The organism is Amycolatopsis sp. EV170708-02-1, assembly GCF_022479115.1.
In the GTDB taxonomy this organism is placed as follows: domain Bacteria; phylum Actinomycetota; class Actinomycetes; order Mycobacteriales; family Pseudonocardiaceae; genus Amycolatopsis.
Genome location: NZ_CP092497.1, coordinates 5,411,070 through 5,430,780 on the forward strand (window position 1 = coordinate 5,411,070; position 19,711 = coordinate 5,430,780).

Annotated in this window: 19 protein-coding genes and 1 pseudogene; 12 read left to right on the forward strand and 8 right to left on the reverse strand. The window is 71.3% G+C overall.

Annotated elements, in window-relative coordinates; translation table 11 throughout:
* Positions 1–21: 21 nt before the first annotated feature.
* Positions 22–2,388 (reverse strand): LuxR family transcriptional regulator, encoded by a 2,367-nt coding sequence (locus MJQ72_RS24585; RefSeq protein ID WP_240593352.1) that lies wholly within the window; start codon positions 2,386–2,388, stop codon positions 22–24.
* 48 nt (positions 2,389–2,436) lie between these two features.
* Positions 2,437–3,033: a QsdR family transcriptional regulator gene (locus tag MJQ72_RS24590; RefSeq protein WP_240593354.1), complete on the reverse strand. Its 597-nt coding sequence runs from the start codon at positions 3,031–3,033 to the stop codon at positions 2,437–2,439.
* Between the two features lie 140 nt (positions 3,034–3,173).
* On the opposite strand from MJQ72_RS24590, the gene MJQ72_RS24595 reads away from it, so the two are divergent.
* The 6 genes from MJQ72_RS24595 (at position 3,174) to MJQ72_RS24620 (ending at position 8,749) form a co-directional block, all read left to right on the forward strand.
* Complete coding sequence (locus MJQ72_RS24595; protein WP_240593356.1) at positions 3,174–4,031, forward strand: serine aminopeptidase domain-containing protein; 858 nt, start codon at positions 3,174–3,176, stop codon at positions 4,029–4,031.
* An 80-nt stretch (positions 4,032–4,111) separates the two neighbouring features.
* Positions 4,112–4,861 carry an ABC transporter ATP-binding protein gene (locus MJQ72_RS24600; protein WP_240601413.1) on the forward strand — a complete coding sequence of 250 codons (750 nt, stop codon included), beginning with the start codon at positions 4,112–4,114 and terminating at the stop codon, positions 4,859–4,861.
* Entirely contained in the window at positions 4,848–5,552 is a 705-nt protein-coding gene (locus MJQ72_RS24605) for an ABC transporter ATP-binding protein (protein WP_240593358.1), read from the forward strand. Before MJQ72_RS24600 ends, MJQ72_RS24605 begins: the two co-directional genes overlap by 14 nt.
* An 11-nt stretch (positions 5,553–5,563) precedes the next feature.
* Positions 5,564–6,442: a branched-chain amino acid ABC transporter permease gene (locus MJQ72_RS24610; RefSeq protein ID WP_240593360.1), complete on the forward strand. Its 879-nt coding sequence runs from the start codon at positions 5,564–5,566 to the stop codon at positions 6,440–6,442.
* 1 nt (position 6,443) lies between these two features.
* The gene (locus MJQ72_RS24615; RefSeq protein ID WP_240593361.1) at positions 6,444–7,445 is read left to right on the forward strand and encodes a branched-chain amino acid ABC transporter permease; all 1,002 of its coding nucleotides are present in this window, start codon (positions 6,444–6,446) and stop codon (positions 7,443–7,445) included.
* On the forward strand, positions 7,442–8,749 hold the full coding sequence (locus MJQ72_RS24620) for an ABC transporter substrate-binding protein (RefSeq protein WP_240593363.1): 1,308 nt from the start codon (positions 7,442–7,444) through the stop codon (positions 8,747–8,749). The genes MJQ72_RS24615 and MJQ72_RS24620 overlap by 4 nt, the downstream gene beginning before the upstream one ends.
* A 1-nt stretch (position 8,750) precedes the next feature.
* Here the strand turns inward: MJQ72_RS24620 and fahA are convergent.
* From fahA to MJQ72_RS24635, 3 genes and pseudogenes are all read right to left on the reverse strand, one after another.
* Positions 8,751–9,925: pseudogene (gene fahA, locus MJQ72_RS24625) on the reverse strand (fumarylacetoacetase).
* Entirely contained in the window at positions 9,922–10,764 is an 843-nt protein-coding gene (locus tag MJQ72_RS24630; protein WP_240593365.1) for a hypothetical protein, read from the reverse strand. Before MJQ72_RS24630 ends, fahA begins: the two are co-directional and overlap by 4 nt.
* 89 nt (positions 10,765–10,853) lie before the next feature.
* On the reverse strand, positions 10,854–11,396 hold the full coding sequence (locus tag MJQ72_RS24635; protein WP_240593367.1) for a MarR family winged helix-turn-helix transcriptional regulator: 543 nt from the start codon (positions 11,394–11,396) through the stop codon (positions 10,854–10,856).
* Positions 11,397–11,643: 247 nt separating this feature from the next.
* On the opposite strand from MJQ72_RS24635, the gene MJQ72_RS24640 reads away from it, so the two are divergent.
* Genes MJQ72_RS24640 through MJQ72_RS24650 form a run of 3 tightly spaced genes read left to right on the forward strand, consistent with a single transcriptional unit; the run spans position 11,644 to position 14,245 of the window.
* Positions 11,644–12,261, forward strand: a complete 618-nt coding sequence (locus tag MJQ72_RS24640) for a DUF1989 domain-containing protein (RefSeq protein WP_240593369.1) — start codon at positions 11,644–11,646, stop codon at positions 12,259–12,261.
* Complete coding sequence (locus MJQ72_RS24645) at positions 12,258–13,379, forward strand: tRNA-dihydrouridine synthase (protein WP_240593371.1); 1,122 nt, start codon at positions 12,258–12,260, stop codon at positions 13,377–13,379. The genes MJQ72_RS24640 and MJQ72_RS24645 overlap by 4 nt, the downstream gene beginning before the upstream one ends.
* Positions 13,376–14,245: a polysaccharide deacetylase gene (locus tag MJQ72_RS24650; protein WP_240593372.1), complete on the forward strand. Its 870-nt coding sequence runs from the start codon at positions 13,376–13,378 to the stop codon at positions 14,243–14,245. Before MJQ72_RS24645 ends, MJQ72_RS24650 begins: the two co-directional genes overlap by 4 nt.
* Here the strand turns inward: MJQ72_RS24650 and MJQ72_RS24655 are convergent.
* Positions 14,233–15,792, reverse strand: a complete 1,560-nt coding sequence (locus MJQ72_RS24655) for a PucR family transcriptional regulator ligand-binding domain-containing protein (RefSeq protein WP_240593374.1) — start codon at positions 15,790–15,792, stop codon at positions 14,233–14,235. The two genes, MJQ72_RS24650 and MJQ72_RS24655, sit on opposite strands and share 13 nt — an antisense overlap.
* 87 nt (positions 15,793–15,879) lie before the next feature.
* On the opposite strand from MJQ72_RS24655, the gene MJQ72_RS24660 reads away from it, so the two are divergent.
* From MJQ72_RS24660 to MJQ72_RS24670, 3 genes are read left to right on the forward strand one after another with little or no spacing between them, the layout of a single operon-like run.
* A complete protein-coding gene (locus MJQ72_RS24660) occupies positions 15,880–17,082 on the forward strand; it encodes a serine/threonine-protein kinase (protein ID WP_240593376.1) in 1,203 nt (400 codons plus the stop codon).
* 56 nt (positions 17,083–17,138) lie between these two features.
* Positions 17,139–17,765: a ClpP family protease gene (locus tag MJQ72_RS24665; RefSeq protein WP_240593377.1), complete on the forward strand. Its 627-nt coding sequence runs from the start codon at positions 17,139–17,141 to the stop codon at positions 17,763–17,765.
* Complete coding sequence (locus MJQ72_RS24670) at positions 17,762–18,352, forward strand: ClpP family protease (RefSeq protein WP_240593379.1); 591 nt, start codon at positions 17,762–17,764, stop codon at positions 18,350–18,352. Before MJQ72_RS24665 ends, MJQ72_RS24670 begins: the two co-directional genes overlap by 4 nt.
* Here MJQ72_RS24670 and MJQ72_RS24675 read toward each other — a convergent pair.
* Together MJQ72_RS24675 and MJQ72_RS24680 are read right to left on the reverse strand one after the other, a co-directional pair.
* A complete protein-coding gene (locus tag MJQ72_RS24675) occupies positions 18,349–18,681 on the reverse strand; it encodes a helix-turn-helix domain-containing protein (protein WP_240593380.1) in 333 nt (110 codons plus the stop codon). The genes MJQ72_RS24670 and MJQ72_RS24675 overlap by 4 nt on opposite strands.
* Before the next feature lie 46 nt (positions 18,682–18,727).
* Positions 18,728–19,672 (reverse strand): GlxA family transcriptional regulator, encoded by a 945-nt coding sequence (locus MJQ72_RS24680; protein WP_240593381.1) that lies wholly within the window; start codon positions 19,670–19,672, stop codon positions 18,728–18,730.
* Between the last annotated feature and the right edge of the window lie 39 nt (positions 19,673–19,711).

Genomic DNA, 19,711 nt, shown 5'->3' on the forward strand with positions numbered 1-19,711 from the left:
CCTTACCACTCACGAGGCGGTTCACTCACCGGCGGCGACCCGGCGCGCGAGTTCCACGCGTGACCGCACTCCCAGCGCGGTGAAGATGTTCCGCAGGTGGTGGTCCACCGTGCGGTGGCTGATCACCAGCCGCCGCGCGATCTCCTTGTTCGTCTCCCCCGCCGCCACCAGCCGGGTGATCGCGTCCTGTTGCGGGGTGAGCCCGGCGAGCGATCGGTGCGGCACGTCGACGGTCTCGCCCGCCGCCCGCAGCCCCGCTCTCGCCCGTTCGGCGAACCGGGCCGCGCCGACGTTTTCGAAGCCGCGCAAGGCATCTCGGAACTGGTCGCGGGCGTCGCGGGTCCGGCGATGCCGTCGCAGCAGGGTGGCGTACGCGAACCGCGTCCTGGCGAGTTCCATCGCGCCGCCCGCCCGCCGGTGCGCCTCGACGGCCAGCCGGAAACGCCGTTCCGCCACGGCGGGATCCGACGCCATCAGCGCGTGACAGCGGTGGCTCAGCGCGAGCCAGCAGGGTTCCGCACCGGCCAGGGTCCAGCGGTCGAACACCTCCTGCGCGGCACGGGCGCGTTCGGGCCGTCCGGCACAGACGGCCGCCTCGACGAGTTGCGGAGTGGCCAGCACGCGGATCACCGGCTGGTCGCCGGAGACGCCCGAAGCGAGATCTTCGAGCCTGCTGAGCGCGTCGTCGGGCCGGTCCTCGGCCAGATCCAGGCACGCGTGCGCCCACGCGGCGACGGCGGCGGGCCTGCCGAGGCCGCGTTCGGCGATGCCTTCGGCCGCTTCGTCCAGTTCCGGCGCGCGGTCGCCGAGGAGCGCGGCGGCCAGCCCCAGCAACGTCAAATGCTCCATCCGCAGGTTGTGGGGCGCGCGCAATCCGTCGCGGGACGCCGCCCGCGCACAGGGGATCCGGTCGAGCGCGATGGCCGAAAGCGAAAGGTAGACCAGCGCCCACGGCAGTTCCGCGTGCCGTTTGCCGAGCCGGGCTCGGCTCACCGCCGCCGCCGCGTACTCGTGCGCCTGCTCCGCATGCCCGCGAGCGAAGGCCGCTTCGGCGGCCCAGACGGCTCCGGCGACGTCGGTGTCGGCCATCCCCTTGGCGACGGCGTCCTCCAGCGGGGCGACGGCGTCGTCGTGCCGTCCGGCGTAAACCGAGGTCAAACCGCGGAAGTGCGCGAACGCCAGACCTTCTCCGGCCGGGACCGCCCGCGCCAACGCCCGGTAGCCGCTCAAATCGCCGCCGAGCCGCCGCGCCTCGCCCGCCAGCAGGAGCGCGGCGGCCGGATCGGGCAGCAGTTCCGCCGCCGTGCCGAGTTCGTGGGTGGCGACGGCGGGATCGCCGTCCCGCAGCTCGATCTCCCCGTGCAGCAACGCCACCGCCCCGGGCTCGGCGTCGACCCTCGACAGCAGCAGCCGCGCCCATCCCGGCCGGCCCGCCTGCCAGGCCGCGTCCGCCGCCGCCAGCAGCCGGGCCGTCCGCGCCGCCGGATCGGCGGTCAGCGCGGCGGCGCGTTCGAGGTGCCGAGCAGCGGCGGCGTGGTCCACCGCGGGTGCCGCGGCGAGCGCGTCCGCGAGTGGCGCGGACGGCGTGGCCGTCGCCATCGCACGATGCCAGAGCGCCTCCGGTCCTTCCTCGACCGACGCCAGCCGCGCGTGCGCCGCCCGGCGATCGGCCGGGGACGCCGCCGCGTACCAAGTCGCCTTCCGCGCGGAAAAGTCCATGCAAGCGCCGAGAAACCGGAGACGCTCGTCGAGCGGCATCGCCTCGAGCTCGGCCGCGTACCGAGGCAGACGGTCGCGCAGGATCGGCGAAACCGGCTCCCGCCCGGCCGCCTGCGCGGGTGTCAGCGAGGCCGCCAGCGCGACCAGGTCGGCGGGATTCCCGTCGCCCAGGTCGACCAGCTGCGGGCGTACCCCGGCGGGCACGCCGCGGTCGCGCAGCACCTGGTCGGCGGCGGACTCGCTCAACGGTGGCAGCTCGACGGAGTCGAACTCGTCCGACTCGGATCGCGACGCGAGCACCATCCCGACCGGCGCGCCCGCCAAGCGCCGGGCCGCGAAACCCAGTGCCGCCAAGGACTCCTGGTCGACCCAGTGCGCGTCGTCGACCCAGCAGATCGTCGGAGCCGAGACGGCGCCGAGCCGGTCTCGCGCCTCCGCGCCGCTGGAGACCGAAGCCCCGAACATCCGCTGCAGGGCGCCGTACGGCAGCGTGCTTTCCGCCCGCAGGCCCCGCACACCGACGAGGCGGACACCGAGGGTGGCGCGCAGCGCGGTGAGCAGGGCCGATTTACCCAGCCCTTCCGTGCCGCGGATCAGCACGGCGCGCCCGGTGGCCGAGCGCAGCCCACCGAAGAGGTCGTCCCTGCCCCGCAACGGGTACACAGGCATCCACGCCTCCTCGAGATCCCTCTCGATGAAACACCAGGCGCAAGTGTTTCACAAGGTCTTGCTCGGCACCCGTCCTTCCACGAGCGCTCCGAGCAGCGTCGACGCCGCGTCGAGATCGGGCGCCCGGGAGGCCAGGACGTCCGAATACAGGAACGCCTCCCCCAGCCGCACGATGGCGTAACAGAGGCTGTCCAGACCGACGCTGGGCTCGAAACCACCCGCGTCGACGTCGCGGCGCAGCAGCTCGACGTGCGCGGCGATCACCCTCGGCTGGACCCGGCCGTCCGGGTCGGTGAGCAGCCTGATCGCCAGCACCGGCTCGTCGTCGAGAAAGCGCCGGAACCCCGCGCTCGCCGCCAGCACCGACCGGTATTCCCGCATGATCGCGAGACAGCGCAGTTCACCGGCCGCGTTGCGCACCACGTCGCCCTCTTCGCGCTCCCAGGTGCGCGCGGCGGCCGTCAGGGTGCGCTCGGACAGGTAGTAGAGGGCATCACCGAGCAGGTCTTCCCGGTTTCCGACGCGACGGAACAGGGTGCTGCGCGAGATGCCCAGGTCTTGGGCGAAGGCGGAGGTGTCGACGCGGACGCCGCGATCGATCCACCGGGCCGCCGCGCGGACTATGTCCTCGGCTGAGGGATTCACGATCGCCGATCGTACGGGCGCCCGGCCCGGTGAGGGCGGCCGCGGACCGACACTGGCGATTTCACCGATGCAGCCCCCACCCGCCCTTTGCCACAGTCCATCACCACGGACTGTGTTCAACGGCGAACGGAGACGGCACCATGCGTAGTACGACCCGGATCCTTTGTGGACTGGCCACCGTCGCGGCACTCACTGTCGCCCCCGCGGCCTACGCCGCCGAGAACCCCTACGAACGAGGACCGGACCCGACGGAAAGCAGCATCGAAGCCTCCCGCGGCTCTTTCGCGGTGTCGCAGACCTCCGTGTCGAGCCTGGCCGTCACCGGCTTCGGCGGCGGAACCATCTACTACCCGACCAGCACCGCGCAGGGCACGTTCGGCGCGGTCGCCATCTCGCCGGGGTTCACCGCGACGCAGTCGAGTATCGCGTGGATGGGCCCGAGGCTGGCGTCGCAGGGCTTCGTGGTGTTCACGATCGACACCAACACCATCTACGACCAGCCCGACAGCCGCGGTGACCAGCTGCTGGCCGCGCTCGACTACCTGACCCAGCGCAGCACGGTCCGCTCCCGCATCGACACCACCCGGCTCGCGGTGGCGGGGCACTCGATGGGCGGCGGCGGCTCGCTCGAAGCCGCGCAGGACCGGCCGTCGCTGCAGGCGGCGGTGCCGCTCGCGCCGTGGAACACGCAGAAGTCGTGGTCCTCGCTGCGGGTGCCGACCTTCATCATCGGCGGCGAGTCCGACTCCGTCGCGCCGGTCGCGTCGCACTCGATCCCGTTCTACACCAGCATTCCCGCTTCGGCGGAGAAGGCGTACATGGAGCTGGACAACGCGAGCCACTTCTTCCCGAACACGGCGAACACGACCATGGCCAAGTACACGATCTCGTGGCTGAAGCGGTTCGTGGACAACGACACCCGCTACGAGCAGTTCCTCTGCCCCGCCCCGGACGACCGCGCGATCAGCGACTACCGGGACACGTGTCCGCACGCCTGAGTGTCCCCGGCCCCGGCGCGCCCGCGCCGGGGCCCCCTTCCGCCGTTGGGAGTTCTTGCGTGACCCTGTCGACCTTCGAGATGTCCGGCGTATCGGTGACCTTCGGTGGTCTCGTCGCGCTGTCGGACGTCTCCCTGACCGTCGCACCGGGCCGGGTGCTCGGGGTGATCGGCCCGAACGGGGCGGGCAAGACCACGCTGTTCAACGTCGCGTGCGGTTTCGTCCGGCCGGACACCGGCACGCTGTCCTGGCGCGGCGAGGAACTGCGGCGGCTGCGCCCGCATCACCTCGCCGGCCTCGGCATCGCGCGTGGCCTGCAGGAGCTCGGCCTGTTCGACCGGATGACCGTGCTGGAGAACGTCCTCGTGGGCGCCGGCAGGCACGCGAAATCCGCCTTCTGGACTTCGTTGCTGGGGCTGACGAAGGACGAGAAAGCCCTGACCGAGCGGGCGATGACGCAGCTGGAGGACTTCGGCATCGCCGACGTCGCCCAGCGTTATCCCACCAGTCTTCCTTACCCGATAAGGAAAAGGGTCGCTCTGGCGCGAGCGCTGGCGAGCGAACCCGACCTGCTGCTGCTCGACGAACCGGCGGGCGGCCTGTCGTCGGCCGAGATCGACGAGATCGGCACGCTGGTCCGCGGCCTGACCGAACGCATGTCGGTGATGCTCGTCGAACACCATATGGATTTGGTGATGGAGGTCTGCGACGAGATCGTGGTGCTGGACTTCGGCAAGGTCATCGCCCGCGGCACCCCGGAGGAGATCCGCGCCGATCCGGCGGTGCAGGCGGCCTACCTCGGCGAGGAGGTGGCCGGTGCTGACCGTTGAGCGGCTCTCGGCGAGCTACGGTCCGGTGCGCGCGCTCGATTCCGTGAGCCTTTCCGCCGCCGAAGGCGAGATCACCGCGGTGCTCGGCGCGAACGGCGCGGGCAAGACCACCTTGTTGCGCACCATCTCCGGACTCGTCCGGCCCGCGGGCGGCCACGTCACCCTCGGCGGCAGGGACTTGAGCCGGGTGTCCACAGAGGACTTACCGGCACTGGGGCTCGCGCATGTGCCCGAAGGCCGCGGCGTACTGGCCGAACTGACCGTCGAGGAGAACCTGCGGCTCGGCGCGCTCGGGGCACGCGGCCGGGTGAAGACGGCCGACCTGCGCCGGATCTACGACCTCTTCCCCGTGCTCGCCGACCGCAAGAACGGTCTCGCGCACGTGCTCTCCGGTGGGGAGCGGCAGATGCTGGTCATCGGCCGCGCGCTGCTCTCCCGGCCGAAGGTGCTGCTGCTCGACGAACCGTCCTTGGGCCTCGCGCCCCGGATCGTGGCGCGGATCTTCGGGCTGCTGCGCGGTCTCGTCCACGACGAAGGGCTGGCCGTCGTGCTGGTCGAGCAGAACGCGCGCAGCGCGCTGTCCATCGCCGATCACGGCGTCGTGCTCAACCTCGGGCGGGTCGTCGTCCGGCGGGACGCGGCAGCGCTCGTCGCGGACGACGCGCTCCGGCACGCCTACCTCGGATTCTGAAAGGGAGCTTCGTGCAGCAACTGCTGACCACCGCGCTCACCGGCCTGACGCTGGGCGTGGTCTACGCCGCGTTCGCGCTGGCGCTCGTGCTCATCTGGCGCGCGACGCGGATCGTGAACTTCGCGCAAGCGCCGATGGCGATGATCACCACCTACGTCGCGCTGGTCCTGATCGACGCGGGCTGGTCGTACTGGGCGGGATTCGCCGTCGCCCTGCTTTCGGGCCTGGTGCTCGGCGCGCTGGTGGAACGGTTCGTGATCCGGTTCGTGTCCGGGAAACCCGAGATCAACGCCGTCATCCTGACGCTGGGGCTGTTCATCGTGCTGCACGCGCTGGCGGCGCTGGTGTTCGGCTCGCGGTACCGGTCGTTCCCGGCGCCGTTCGGGCTCACCGGGTTCCAGGTCGGCGGCACGACGATCGCCTTGACCGGGTTCGGCGTGTTCACCATCGCCGCCGTCGGCGTGGTACTGGTCGGGCTCGTGGTGTTGTTCCGCGGCACGGATCTGGGCCTGCGGATGCGGGCCGCGGCCTTCGACCGGGAGGTGGCCCGCCTGCTCGGTGTGCGGGTCGGGCGGATGCTCACCCTCGGCTGGGCGCTGGCCGCGCTCGCCGGCTCGCTGTCGGGTCTGCTGATCGCCGGCGGCGGGCTCGTCCATCCGTCCTATATGGACGGTGTGGTGGTGTACGGCTTCGTCGCCGCGGTGCTCGGCGGGCTGGACAGCCCGGTCGGCGCGGTCGTCGGCGGCGTCGTCCTCGGCCTGTCGCTGAGCCTGGTGAGCGGCTACGTCGGCGCGGAGCTGGTGCCGCTGGCCGCACTCGCGCTGCTCATGGCGGTGCTGCTCCTGAAACCCGGCGGCCTGTTCACGAGCGTCCGCGAACGGAGGGTGTGACATGCTGCGACGTCATCTGCCCGCCGCCCTCGCCGGGCTGGTCGTCGTCGTGCTCGTGCTGGAGAACTCCGGGCCGTACCTCACCGCGCAGCTCACCACGATGGCGTATCTCGCGATCGCCGCGGGCGGTCTGACCGTCCTGACCGGGCTCAACGGGCAACTCTCCCTCGGGCACGGCGCCCTGATGGCCGTCGGCGCCTACTCAACGGCGCTCCTGCTGAGGTCGGATGCCTTGCCGCTCCTGGTGATCCTGCTCCTGGCGACGGTGATCACCCTGATCGTCGGGACGCTCGTGGGGGTCGCCGCCGCCAGGCTGCACGGGCCGTATCTCGCCGGGGCGACCCTCGCACTCGCCGTCGCCGTCCCCGGGATCCCTTTGTTCTTCGGCGAATCGCTCGGCGGGGAGCAGGGCTTGCCCGTGCGGACGCCGGAGATCCCCGCCTGGCTGGCGGACGCGGCGTACTTCGTCACCGGGCAGGACCTCACGGCGATCCGTTATCTCGCTTACCTTTCGTGGTTCGCGGTGATCGCCGTGTTCGTCCTGCTGGCGAATCTCTCGCGCGGTCGCGTCGGACGCGACTGGCGGGCGGTCCGCGACGAGGACGTGGCCGCCGAGCTGGCCGGGATCGACCTCGGCCGCACCCGGGTGCGGGCGTTCGTGGTCAGCGCGGGATGCGCGGGGCTGGCCGGAGCGCTGATGGCGTTGTCCGCGCGGCTCGCGGCGCCGAGCGGTTTCGCGCTGACGCTGTCGCTGCTGCTGGTGTCCGCGGTGGTGCTCGGCGGTCTAGGAAGCCTCACCGGAGCGCTCGCCGGGGCCGCGCTGCTGACCTTCCTGCCGCCGCTGGTGACCGGCGCGGGAACGGATCTCGGCCTGTCGGACGTGCAGGCCGCGCATCTGGCGCCGTTGATCTACGGCCTGGTCACCGTCCTGATCGTGCTGCTCGCACCGGCGGGCCTCGCCGGCGGGCTGCGGAAACTCATCCACTGGAGGCGAAGTTCATGAAACGCTGGACCAAGGCCGTGGCCGTCTTCCTGGCCGTGACGGTCACCGCCGCCTGCGGTGCGGGCGGCAGACCCGAGGGCGAACAGAAGGGGTCGACGGTCGGCGTCACCGACACGACCATCAAGATCGGGGCGCATTTCCCGCTGACCGGCGTCGCCGCTCCGGGCTACAGCGAGATCCCGAGCGGGCATCAGGCCTACTACGACTACGTGAACGCGAACGGCGGCGTCCACGGCCGCAAGATCGAGTTCGTGGTGAAGGACGACGGCTACAACCCGACCACGACCAGCTCGGTCACCAACGAACTGGTGCTCAAGGACGAGATCTTCGCGATGGTCGGCGGCCTCGGGACACCGACGCACAGCGCCGTCGTCGACTTCCTGAACAACTCGAAGGTGCCGGACCTGTTCGTGTCCTCGGGTTCGCTGCGCTGGGGCGACGACCCGAAGAAGGCGCCGTTCACCTTCGGCTGGCAGCCGGATTACGAGATCGAAGGCAAGATCATCGGCGACTGGGTGCGCAAGAACCTGCCGAACGCGAAGATCGGCCTGTTCCTCCAGGACGACGACTTCGGCCGCGACGGCGAGAAGGGCGCGCGGCGCCATCTCGGCCAGCAGATCGTGGAGGTCGCGAAGTACTCGCCGGGCAATACCGACATCGCGCCGCAGATCGCGAAACTCAAGGCCGCGGGCGTCGATCTCGTGCTGGGCTTCACCGTTCCGTCGTACACCGCGCTCTCACAGCTGGCTTCGCTGAAGATCGGGTTCAAGCCGAAATGGTTCTACAGCAACGTCGGCTCCGATCCCGCGCTCGTCGGCTCCCTGCTCGCGCGGTTCTCCGAGGGCAAGGTGACCAACGGCGCGTCGCTCATCGACGGCGTGGTCACCACCGAGTACCTGCCCGGTGTCGACGCGCCGGACAACGCGTGGACGAAGCTGTGGCAGAACGTCTGGAAGGCGCACGGCAAGGGCGGCGACCTGACGAACTACCGCATCTACGGGATGGCTCAGGCGTACACGTTCGTCCAGGCGTTGCGGGCGGCCGGGAAGGACCTGACGCGGGAACGGATCGTCGAAGTGCTCCAGCAGTCCGGGAAGTCCTTCGAGGGACCGGGTCTCGCGCCGTTCCGCTACTCGGCCGACGGCCACCTGGGCATCTCCGGGATGTCCGTGGTCGAGCTCAAGGGAGGCGTCGGCAAGGATCTGACACCGGTCCTGGTGACCGACCTCGGCGACGCCCCCATCGAGGCGAACGACTCGGCGGCGAACGACGCGCCGCCGCCGAACGGGATTCCCGGCAGCTGAGTCACTTCGCCGGCAGGACGCGCCCCCGCACCTCGCCGAACCCGATCCGCGAGCCGTTCGCGCCGGGCGCGGTGCCGGTGATCACGACCTCGTCGCCGTCCTGCAGGAAGGTGCGCTCCTCCCCCTTGACCGTGAGCGGTTCCTTGCCGCCCCACGACAATTCGAGGAACGCGCCGCGCTGACGCTTCTCCGGTCCGGAGATCGTGCCGGAGCCGTACAGGTCACCCGTGCGCGAGGAGGCGCCGTTGACCGTCAGGTGCGCGAGCATCTGAGCGGGTGACCAGTACATCTCGCGGAACGGCGGGCGGCTGACCTCCTCACCGTTCCATTCGATGACGAGGTCGATGTCGAGACCCCACGGGTCGCTCTCGCGCAGGTACGGCAGCGGCTCCGGATCGGCCTGGCCCGGCAGCGGGATCCGCGCGGCCTCCAGCGCCAGGATCGGCACCACCCAAGGGGAGATCGAGGTCGCGAAGCTCTTGCCGAGGTGCGGGCCCAGCGGGACGTATTCCCACGCCTGGATGTCGCGGGCCGACCAGTCGTTGAGCAGGACGGCGCCGAAGACGTGGCGGGGAAGTCGTCCGGTGTGATCGAGGTGTTCAGCGGGGTCCCGGTGCCGACGATGAACCCCATCTCGGCCTCGATGTCCAGCCGCGCGCTCGGCCCGAACACCGGCGCCGCGTCGGCCGGGGCCTTGCGCTGACCGTTCGGGCGCACGATGTCCGTACCGGAGACCAGGACGGTGCCGGAGCGCCCGTGGTAGCCGACCGGGAGGTGCTTCCAGTTGGGCAGCAACGGTTCCGCGTCGGGGCGGAACAGGCGGCCGACGTTCGAGGCGTGGTGTTCGGAGGCGTAGAAGTCGACGTAGTCGGCGACCTCGATCGGCAGGTGCAGGGTCACCTGTCCGATCGCGTGGACCGCGCCGTCGGGGACCTCGCCGGCGACCAGGTCGCGGATCCGCTCGCGGACCGCCACCCAGCGGTCGTATCCCTGCGCCATGAACGGGTTCAGCGTCGGCGCGGCGAACACGTCGTCGCCGAGCGCCGCGGCCAGGTCGACGACCGAGTCGCCGACGCGCACGCCGACGCGCGGGGAATCGCCGTCGACGGAGAACACGCCGTACGGCAGGTTGTCGATCCCGAACAGCGAGCCTGCGGGGATGTCGATCGTGGTCATGCCTCTCCTCGGGGCGCCTCGAGCAGGCCGAGTCCGGCCAGTTCGGTCAGGGGGTCGGTGATGCTGCAGGTGCCGAACGACGTGAAGCCCGCGCGGACCGCGGCGACACGATCCGCGTCCAGTGCGCGGAGCCGCTCGGCGACGGCGGCACCGTCTCGTTCGGCGAGAACGGCTTCGGCGTCGCCGCCGGTGAGGACGGCGTCGGTGGCGAGCATCAGGTTGAGGAAACCGTGCTGTTCGAAGCCGGTCTCCGGGTCGGTGTTGCGGAGGGCGTGGTGCAGCCCGGCGGTGGCCTTGAACGGAACGCCCGCGCCGACGGCCGCACGGACGGCGGCGGCGAGCTCCGCTTCGCCGGGGTACAGATCGGCCCGGACGCCGCCGGTGCGGAACTTCGCCTGATGACCGGTGCCGGAAAGCGCGCTCAGCAGCGGGACGCGCCGCTCGTCACGCGGGATCTCGACGAAGACCGGCGCGGTGGCGTGGGAAAGCGCGGCGAGCACCTCGTCCGGGCCCATCCCGTCCGGGACGGCGATCTCGAGCGCGTCGAGTTTCACCGGGAGCTTGGCGACGGCTTCGTTCACGCCGTCGAGCTGCGCGGGCCCACCGGGCAGGGTCACCGAGACCGGCAGCGGGGTCTCCCGGCCGCCCAGCACCTCGGCGAGGTCGCCGAGCGCGGGCGCGGCGATGACCAGCGGCCCGACGAGATCGGCGTACCAGGCGTCGAGGTGCTCGTCGTGCGCCGTGACGGCGTCCGGCAGCGGGGCCAGACCCGGCGGGAACACCGCGGCGTCGTCGCACAACCCGACGAAGAGCGCGGGAATCCGTCCGCCGTCCACCATGGTCTCCTCCTCGCCGATTTAGTTCAGGCTTTTACTACCTACCGGGCAGCGTAGCCCGGTCTTCCAGGGGACGGGAAGCGTCCTTCAGCCTACTTACGGCTCCGCGTGCCGAACTCGGCCCGGCTGGTGATCAGCTTGCCCAGCAGCATCACGAGGATGCGCTGTTCGGTCTCGGTCAGCGCGTTCGTCCAGCCGAATTCGCGCTCGTTGTGCTCGCGGAAGACCGAGACCATCTCCTCGTGTCCCGCCTCGGTGAGCGACAGCCGCACCGAACGACCGTCGCGCTCGTCCGGGGCACGGTCGAGCATGCCCTCCGCGACCAGCGTCTTGACCAGATTCGACACCGCGGCCCGGCTCATCCCGGTCAGCCGGGCGGCGCTGGTCGGTTCGAGTGGTCCGGCGAGCCAGACCACGAACAGCAGCCGGAACGCCGACCAGGACCGCCCGCGCGGCCGGTGCACCGCGGCTTCGAGGTCGTAGGTCACCAGGTCGGAGGCCCGATTGAGGGTCAGCAGCACCTCGGTCGCCAGCTGATGACGGAAGCCGTACTCCTGCGCGAGCCGCCGGTTCGCCAGCGCCACGAACGACCAGAAGTCCAGCCCGGCCGCGTCCACGGCGTCCCCGTCTTCCATCGGCGAACACTAACCCGGTACCGCGAAAATAATCAAAGTCGAAACTATCCTTCACCGGAACTCGCGTGCTTGGAGGCGTATTTCGCGTGCTTGGAGCCGTAACACGCTGTTCCGCCTCCAAGCACGCGAGTTACGTCTTCAAGCACGCGAGATACGCGCTGCCGATTGGAGATTTGCCCAATCACACTCCTTGATCATGGAGGTTTCTCCATGGCGAGAGTCCGGGTGGCCCCTGTTTGCTGGGGGCATGAGCAGAACGGAAGTGCCACCGGGCACCGCCAAGGCCGTCCGTGTGGCCGCAGGGGACCTGATCCGCGTGATCGACGTCGACGGCGGCCAGGTCGGGGACGTGTTCGCCTTCCGCGACAGCGGCGGGACCGAACTGGCCGAGCACCACAGCGCGGCGCACACCCGCGCGGGTGTCGACAAGCTGTTCCCGGCCGTCGGCGAGGCCTTCCTCACCGACCTGCGCCGCCCGATCCTCACGCTGGTCGAAGACACCTCCCCCGGCGAGCACGACATGCTCATCCCGGCCTGCGACCCGGCCCGGTACACCGCGCTGGGGGCTCCGGGGCACCGCTCGTGCGCCGCGAACCTGCGCGAGGCGCTGGATGAAGCCGGGCTGGGCTTCCCAGGCCCGACCCCGCAGCCGATCAACGTCTTCATGCGCGTCCCGGTCGGCGAGGACGGACGCCTGAACTGGCTCACCGCGACCTCGCGCCCCGGCGACGCCGTGACCCTGCGGGCCGAGATGGACTGCGTCGTCGTGGTCTCCGCGTGCCCGCAGGACCTCGTCCGGATCAGTGCCGCCGGACTCTCCCCGCTCGCCATCGAAACCGTCCACAATGGAGGAACCCGGTCATGACGACCACCGTCGAACACCCCGCGCTCGCCCCGATCGCCCTCGGCGGTCTCGCGCTGCGCAACCGCTACGCCGTCGCCCCGATGTCCCGTGTCTCCGCGCGGCCCGACGGCACCCCGACCGGCGAGATGGCCGACTACTACGCCGAATTCGCCCGCGGCGGCTTCGGGCTGGTGTTCAGCGAGGGCACCTACCCCGACGGCGCGGCCAGCCAGGGGTATCTCAACCAGCCGGGCCTCGCGCGGGACGAACACGTCGCGGGCTGGCGCGTGGTCACCGCCGGAGTCCGCGCGGCGGGCGGCCGGATGATCGCGCAGCTCATGCACGCCGGGGCGATCGCGCAGGGCAACCCGCACCAGGACCACACCGTGGCCCCTTCCGCCGTCCAGCCGCGTGGGGAGATGATGCGCGCGTACGGCGGCTCCGGGCCGTGGCCGGTCCCCCGCGTGCTGACCACCGCCGAGATCGACGACGTCGTCGACGGTTTCGCGGCCGCGGCCGTGCGTGCCCGCCAGGCCGGCTTCGACGGCGTCGAGGTGCACGCGGCCAACGGGTACCTGCTCGACCAGTTCCTCACCGACTACACCAATCAGCGCACCGACTCCTACGGCGGACCGGTCGCGAACCGGATCCGGCTGACCGCCCGTGTCGTGACCGCGGTCGCCGAAGCCGTGCCGGAACTGGTGACCGGCGTGCGGTTGTCGCAGACGAAGGTCAACGACTTCACCTATCGCTGGCCCGGCGGCCGGGACGACGCCGAGGTGATCTTCGCCGCGGTCGCCGAGGCCGGCGCGCAGTATCTCCACATCGCCAGCGAGGGCCGGAACTGGCTGGAGACGGCGAAGCTGGCCGACGGCGGCACGATCACCGCGCTCGCCCGGAAGGTCACCGGGCTGCCGGTGATCGCCAACGGCGGGATGCACGACCTCGCGCAGGCGCACGAGGTGCTCACCGGCGGGCACGCCGACCTGCTGTCGCTCGGGCACGGCGCGCTGGCCAACCCCGATCTGCCCGCCCGGGTCGCCGCGGCGGAACCACTGGCCGAATTCGATCGGGCGATGGTCTCCCCGACGGTCACGGTGGCGAACGCGCGCCGTTGGCGGGAGAGTCGGCAGGCGTGACGGAAGCAAGCTGGCACGGCGGCGCGGCCGCGGTCACGACCCTGACCTTCGACGTCGACGCGGAATCCCCGATCCTCGCCCGAGGACGGGGCTACGCGGACCACCTGTCGACCATGTCCCATCAGGCGTACGGGCCACGGGTCGGGGTGCCGCGCATCCTCGACCTGCTCGACGAACTGGCCGTACCCGCGACGTTCTTCGTGCCGGGCTGGGTCGCCGAACACCGGCCCGGCCTGGCCGCCGCGATCGTGGAGCGCGGGCACGAGGTGGCCCACCACTCCTACAGCCACCGTCCGCCGACCACGATGACCGCGGCCGAGCAGCGGGCCGATTTCGAACGGGGTATGGCGGTCTTCGCCGCACAGGGCATCGAGATCAGCGGTCATCGCGCGGCGGGCTGGGAGTCCACTTGGGACACTCCGGCACTGGTGGCCGAGCACGGGCTGAGCTACGACTCGTCGCTGATGGCCGACGACCGGCCGTACCTGCTCGAGACCGGGGCGGGCCGGATCGCCGAGCTGCCGGTGCACTGGTCGCTCGACGACTGGGAGCAGTACGCGTTCCTTCCGGCGCCGCAGGTCGGCTCCGTGATCACCTCGCCGGTGCGGGTACTGGAGATGTGGCGCGCCGAGCTGGACGCGATGCGCCGCTACCGATGCCTGTTCAACCTGTGCCTGCACCCGTTCCTTTCGGGCAGGCCGGGACGGCTGGAGGCCGTGCGCTCGCTCATCGAGTTCGGGCTCGGCCTCGGCGACGTCCGGTTCGCCCGGTGCCGCGACGTGGCGGCCGCGGCGCTGGCCGACCCCGCGTTGCCCGTGGAACCGTTGCGGCGCCTCGAAGCCGACCCCGCGGTCTATCCGGACTGAGCCGCTTCCAGTGCCAGGAACAGGTCGACCCGGTCCGCGGTCCGCCCGACGTCGCGGCCGGTCAGCTCGGTGACCTTGGCCAGCCGGTTGCGCAAGGTGTTGACGTGCACGTACAACGCCGCGGCGGTGGCCGCCCACTGGCCGTCGTGGTCGAGGAACGCCCGCAAGGTCGTCTCCAGTTCGCCGTCGCGGACGCGGTCGTGCTCGCGCAGCGGGCCGAGCAGGGCGTCGGCGAAGGTGTGCCGCCACTGCTCGTCGTGCGACTCCAGCAGCAGCCGGTAGCTGCCCAGCTCGGCGAAACTCGCCGCGATCGGCCCGCCGCGCCTGCCCCGGAGCACCCGGCAGGCCTCGCGGCTGCGCGACAACGGCGTCCGCAGTTCGGCCGCGCCCGGCACCGGGTCGGCGAGCCCGACGACCACGCGCCCACCGGAGAGCCGGTGCGACACCGACGCCGCCAGCCGCGGCGCGAAGGCGGCGGGCGACTGACGGCCCGAACGGAACGGCAGCACCGCGACGACGTCCTGGCTGCCCGCCGCCACGACCGCGGGCAACCCGTCCGCCAGCAGGAAATCCGTCACGGCCTCCGCCATCCCCGGCGGGATGGCGGCTTCTTCACCCGCGAACGCCAGCGCGATCACCGCCAGCGGCCCGTCCGGATCGACCCCGAAGGCGCGCAGCCTGCCGGGCACCTCCGCGGCACGCTGCGCGCCGGAGAGCACCATGTCCAGCAGCTCGACGGCGAACCGCATCTCGATCGCCTGCACCGCTTGGTGCCGGGCGACCTCCAGGCTGAGGTAGCGCGCGGTCTGCTCCAGCGCGTCCCGTTCCCCTGGCGTGAGCTCCGCCGCGGGACGCAGGCACAACAACGCGGCGTCCGCGTCGCCGATCGCGCCGACGGGGAACAACGCCGCCCGGGTGCCCGCGCCGAGATCCGCCTCCAGCGGCGGCGGATGCCCGGCCAGTGCCTCCGCCGCGGCGCGCGTCTGCCCGGCGTCCAGCTCGGCGCCGTCGGACGCCAGCTCCCGGCCCATCCGGTCCACGACCGCCAGCGGAAGCTCGTGTTCGCGGCGGAGCACCGCGAGCACCCCGGACGCGCCCGCGCCCCTCGACAGTGCGGACGTCAGCTCGTCGCCTCGGCGCACCAACGACATCAGCGCGTTCTGCCGGTCGGTGGCCTGGATCGCCGCGGCGGCGCGGGTGACCGCCGTGAACGGCACCGCCACGGAGATCTCCAGCAGCGGCAGCCCGGCCTCCCGGCAGGCGTCGGCGAGCGCGGGAGGGGTCTCCCGTTGTTCCACGCGCAGGCCGAAGATGATCCCCGCCGCTCCGGCGCCCGCCACTCTCGCGACGAAGTCCGCCGGATCGACCCGGTCCAGCCACAGGCCGTTGGTCAGCACGACCTCGTGCTCGCGCACGTACGGGCCCGGATCGGGGAGCTCGGTGTTGTGCACCCACAACACCTGCCCGGCCAGCGCTCCGTCGCGGCCGGGGACGACCACGCGCAGTTCCAGGGCCGGGTCCTCGACCAGCGCCGCCAAGGTCAGCATGCTGTGAATATATCCAGCCCGGCCGGTCCTTTATGGATGAACGGCCATTTCATCGTTTTGTCATGAGCCCTGGTTAGCGTCCCCACTGTGACAACAGTTTTCAGCACGATCGCCGAGCGCTACACCCTGCTCGAGAAGCTGGCCGACGACGGGACGGCCGTGCTCTGGCGCGGCGAGGACGGCCCGGACGGCGCCCAGTTCACGATCAAGGAACTGCGGCTTCCCACCCACGAGCCCGCCCTCGCCGAGCGGCTCCGGCGCGAAGCCCGTGTCGCGGTGGATCACCCGTCGGTGGTGCCCGTCCACGATGTCGTGGTCGCGGACGGGACGGCGTTCATCGTGATGGCCCCGGTGGAGGGACGGACCCTGGAGGACCTCGCCTCCGCGGGTCCGCTGCCGCCGCGGTTCGTGGCCGACATCGGCGGAAAGGTGCTCGGCGCGCTCGCCGCCGCGCATACGGCGGGCGTCGTGCACGGGGACGTCCGGCCCGCGAACATCCTGGTGGGTCCCGACGGCGCTGTGAAGCTGACCGGCTTCGGGATCGCCAAGGCGCTGGATCCGTCCGGCACTCCGGCCTTCCTGTCCCCCGAAACGATCGCGGGGCACGAAGGCACGCCCCATTCCGACCTCTGGTCGCTCGGCGTGACACTGCTGAGCGCGAGCGAGGGCGGGAACTTCTTCCAGCGGGCGAACGTCGCGGCCACGCTGTACGCCGTCGTCAACGAGCAACCGCCGGTCAACCGGACGCCCGGCCCGCTCGCCGACGTCCTTCGCGGGATGCTGGAGAAGGCGCCACAGGCGCGCATGCTGCCGGACGTCGCCCTCCCGTTGCTGGCCCAGGCCGCGAACGGGATCGAAACGCCGGTATCGCGGCCGCCTTCTCCCGGGCTCGCCCCGCCTTCGGTGCCCGCGATCCTGGCCGGTGTGGCGAGCATTCTGTTCGGCTTCTACGTGCTGACCGACGCGATGGTGATCCACCAAGCGTATCTGTTCGACCTGCACTGGCCGCCGATGCTGCTCGCCCACGTCGGCATCGTCCTGGCCGGCGTGTTTTCGGTGGTCGGTGGCGGTCTCCTGTTCGCCAGCGTCCGTCGTGGGCAGGTCATGACCACCGTCGGCGGAGGGCTGACGCTCCTCAGCCTGCTCCTGCTGCAGACGTTGGGTGAGCAGGAATACCTGGGCGTTCCCCTGGAACCGGGGCTCACCCTCGATCTCGTCGCCCTCATCTTCGCCGTGTTCTTGACCATCACCGTGTGGTTCGTGCCTGCCAAACGCCCTGCTGTGGGCTGATCCGCTCACAGCAGAGAAACCGGCGGGCGGCCGGGCCCCGGCGGCATGGTCGGGGCATGACCGACAACGAGAAGCAGCCACTGTTCGACCAACGGCAACGGGAACGGTTCTTCAGCCAGCGTGTGCTGGTCCTCGACGGCGCGCTCGACGACGACAACGGGACGGTCCTCACCACCCAGCTGCTGTCACTCGCGAGCGAGGATCCGCGCAAGGACATCGCGTTGTGGATCCACTCGCCGGGCGGTTCGGTCCCCTCGATGCTGGCCATCCGGGACGTGATGCGGCTCGTGCCGTGCGACGTCGCCACCCTGGCGCTGGGGCTGGCGTGCAGCGCCGGGCAGTTCCTGCTTTCCGCGGGCACGCCGGGCAAACGGTTCGCCCTGCCGCACGCACGGATCCTGATGCACCAGGGCTCGGCCGGTATCGGCGGCTCGGCCGTCGAGGTGGAGGTGCAGGCGGACGATCTGCGCTACACACGCGACACGGTGCTCGGCCTCATCGCCGACGACACCGGGCAGCCCATCGACCGGATCTTCGCCGATTCGCTGCACGATCGCTGGTTCACCACCGAGCAGGCCCGCGAATACGGCTTCATCGACCACATCGTCGAAAGCCTCGACCAGGTCGTCCCGGTCCGCACCCACAAACTCGGCCTCGGCACGGAAAGGGGTGCGGGTAAATGAGCACCTACACCATCCCCAACGTCATCTCCCGCAGCCCCGCCGGCGAGCGGATCATGGACGTGTACTCGCATCTGCTCTCGGAGCGGATCATCTACCTCGGGACCGCGATCGACTCCGGCGTCGCGAACGCCCTGATCACGCAGCTGCTGTACCTGGAGGCGGACAACCCCGAGCAGGAGATCAACCTCTACATCAACACCGAGGGCGGCGACCCGTCGGCGATGCTCGCGCTGTACGACACCATGCGCTTCATCAAGGCGCCGGTGGCGACGACCTGTGTCGGCCAGGCCGTCGCGGCGGGCGCGATCCTGCTGGCCGCCGGCGAGGCGGGGCACCGGTTCGTACTGCCGCACACCCGGGTGGTGCTGCACCAGCCCGCGGCACAGGGTCGCGGCACCATCCCGGACCTCATCCTGCAGGCCGACGAGGTCGTGCGGGTGCGGACTCAGCTGGAGGAGATCCTTTCCGCCCATACCGGCCGCGCCGTGCCGGATCTCCGCCACGACACCGACCGGGATCGCGTGTTCGACGCGGCGGGCGCCGTCGCCTACGGGCTCGCCGACCGCGTCCTCGACGAACGCGCTTAAGCGGCCATGAGCACAGGTCCTCGCGGACGCCGGCCGACCGCGAGGCCCGTGCTGCCGCCCCGGCTGATCGTGCCCGCGATCCCGAAGAGCAGATCCGCCAGGTCGAGCCCGAGCGCGCCGGTGACCGCGGCGATCATCTCGCTCGACGGCTCCTTGCGGCCGCGCTCGATCTCGGACAGGTACTGCGGCGAGATGCCGGCGCGTTCCGCGACGTCGACGAGGCGGCCGCCCTGTTCCTCCCTCGCGGCGCGCAGGCTCCGGCCCAGCACGTCACGCCACAGCGGTTCCGGTTCGGAACGCTTCTGCTGGAAAGGAAGGATGTCCGCCATACGGTCATCGTGACATCGGGCCCGGGGCCCGCGTGCGCCGTTCCGCTCAAGGCGAAACCGAGCCCCGGAACGCGCGCCGGTACGCGCCCGGCGTCGTGCCGACCTGATCACGGAAGCGGCGACGGAGGTTCACGGCCGACGTCAGGCCGACACGGGCCGCGATCACCTCCACCGGCAGGCCGGTCTCCTCCAGGAGGGTGCGCGCCTCGGTCACCCGGCGCGTCAGCAGCCAGGCCCCCGGCGTGGTGCCGAGCTGATCGGCGAAGCGCCGGGCCAGCGTGCGCGGCGAGACGTTGAGGCGCGCGGCCAGATCACCCACCGACAACGGCGTCCCGAGGCGGGTGCCCGCCCACTCCAGGAGACCGTCCAGCTCGTCGCCGGGCGGTGGGGCCGGGACGAACTGCGCCTGCCCGCCGTCGCGATGCGGCGGCATCACCATGTGCCGGGCGACGAGGGCGGCGTGCGCGGCACCGTGGTCACGCCGGACGAGGTGCAGGCAAAGGTCGATCCCCGCGCCCGCCCCGGCGCTCGTGGCGACGTCGCCGTGGTCCACGTACAGCACGTCCGGCTCCACCCGCACCAGCGGGAACTCCTCCGCCAGCTGAGCGGCACGCGCCCAATGCGTGGTCGCCGACCTGCCGTCCAGCAGCCCGGTGCGGGCCAGCGCGAAGACACCGGAGCAGATCGTGACGAGCCGCGCTCCCCTGGCGTGCGCGCGCAATAGCGCCCGGCGCACGGGGGCCGACAGCGGCGCCTCGACCGGGGACCAGCCGGGGATGAGCACGGTGTCGGCGTCCGCCAGCGCGGAAAGGCCCCGCGTCACGGACATCGCGTACCCGGCCGTGGTCGGCACCGGCCCGGGTTTCTCCGTGCAGACGTCGAATTCGTAGTACCGCGGCACCCCGGCCCGTTCCGTGCCGAAGACCTCGGCGGCGATCCCGAGCTCGAACGTCGACTGCACCGGCCGCACCAGTACCCTCACACGATGCATGGCAGAAAAGTACCCCATGGTGTCTTCCCTGACACTGTC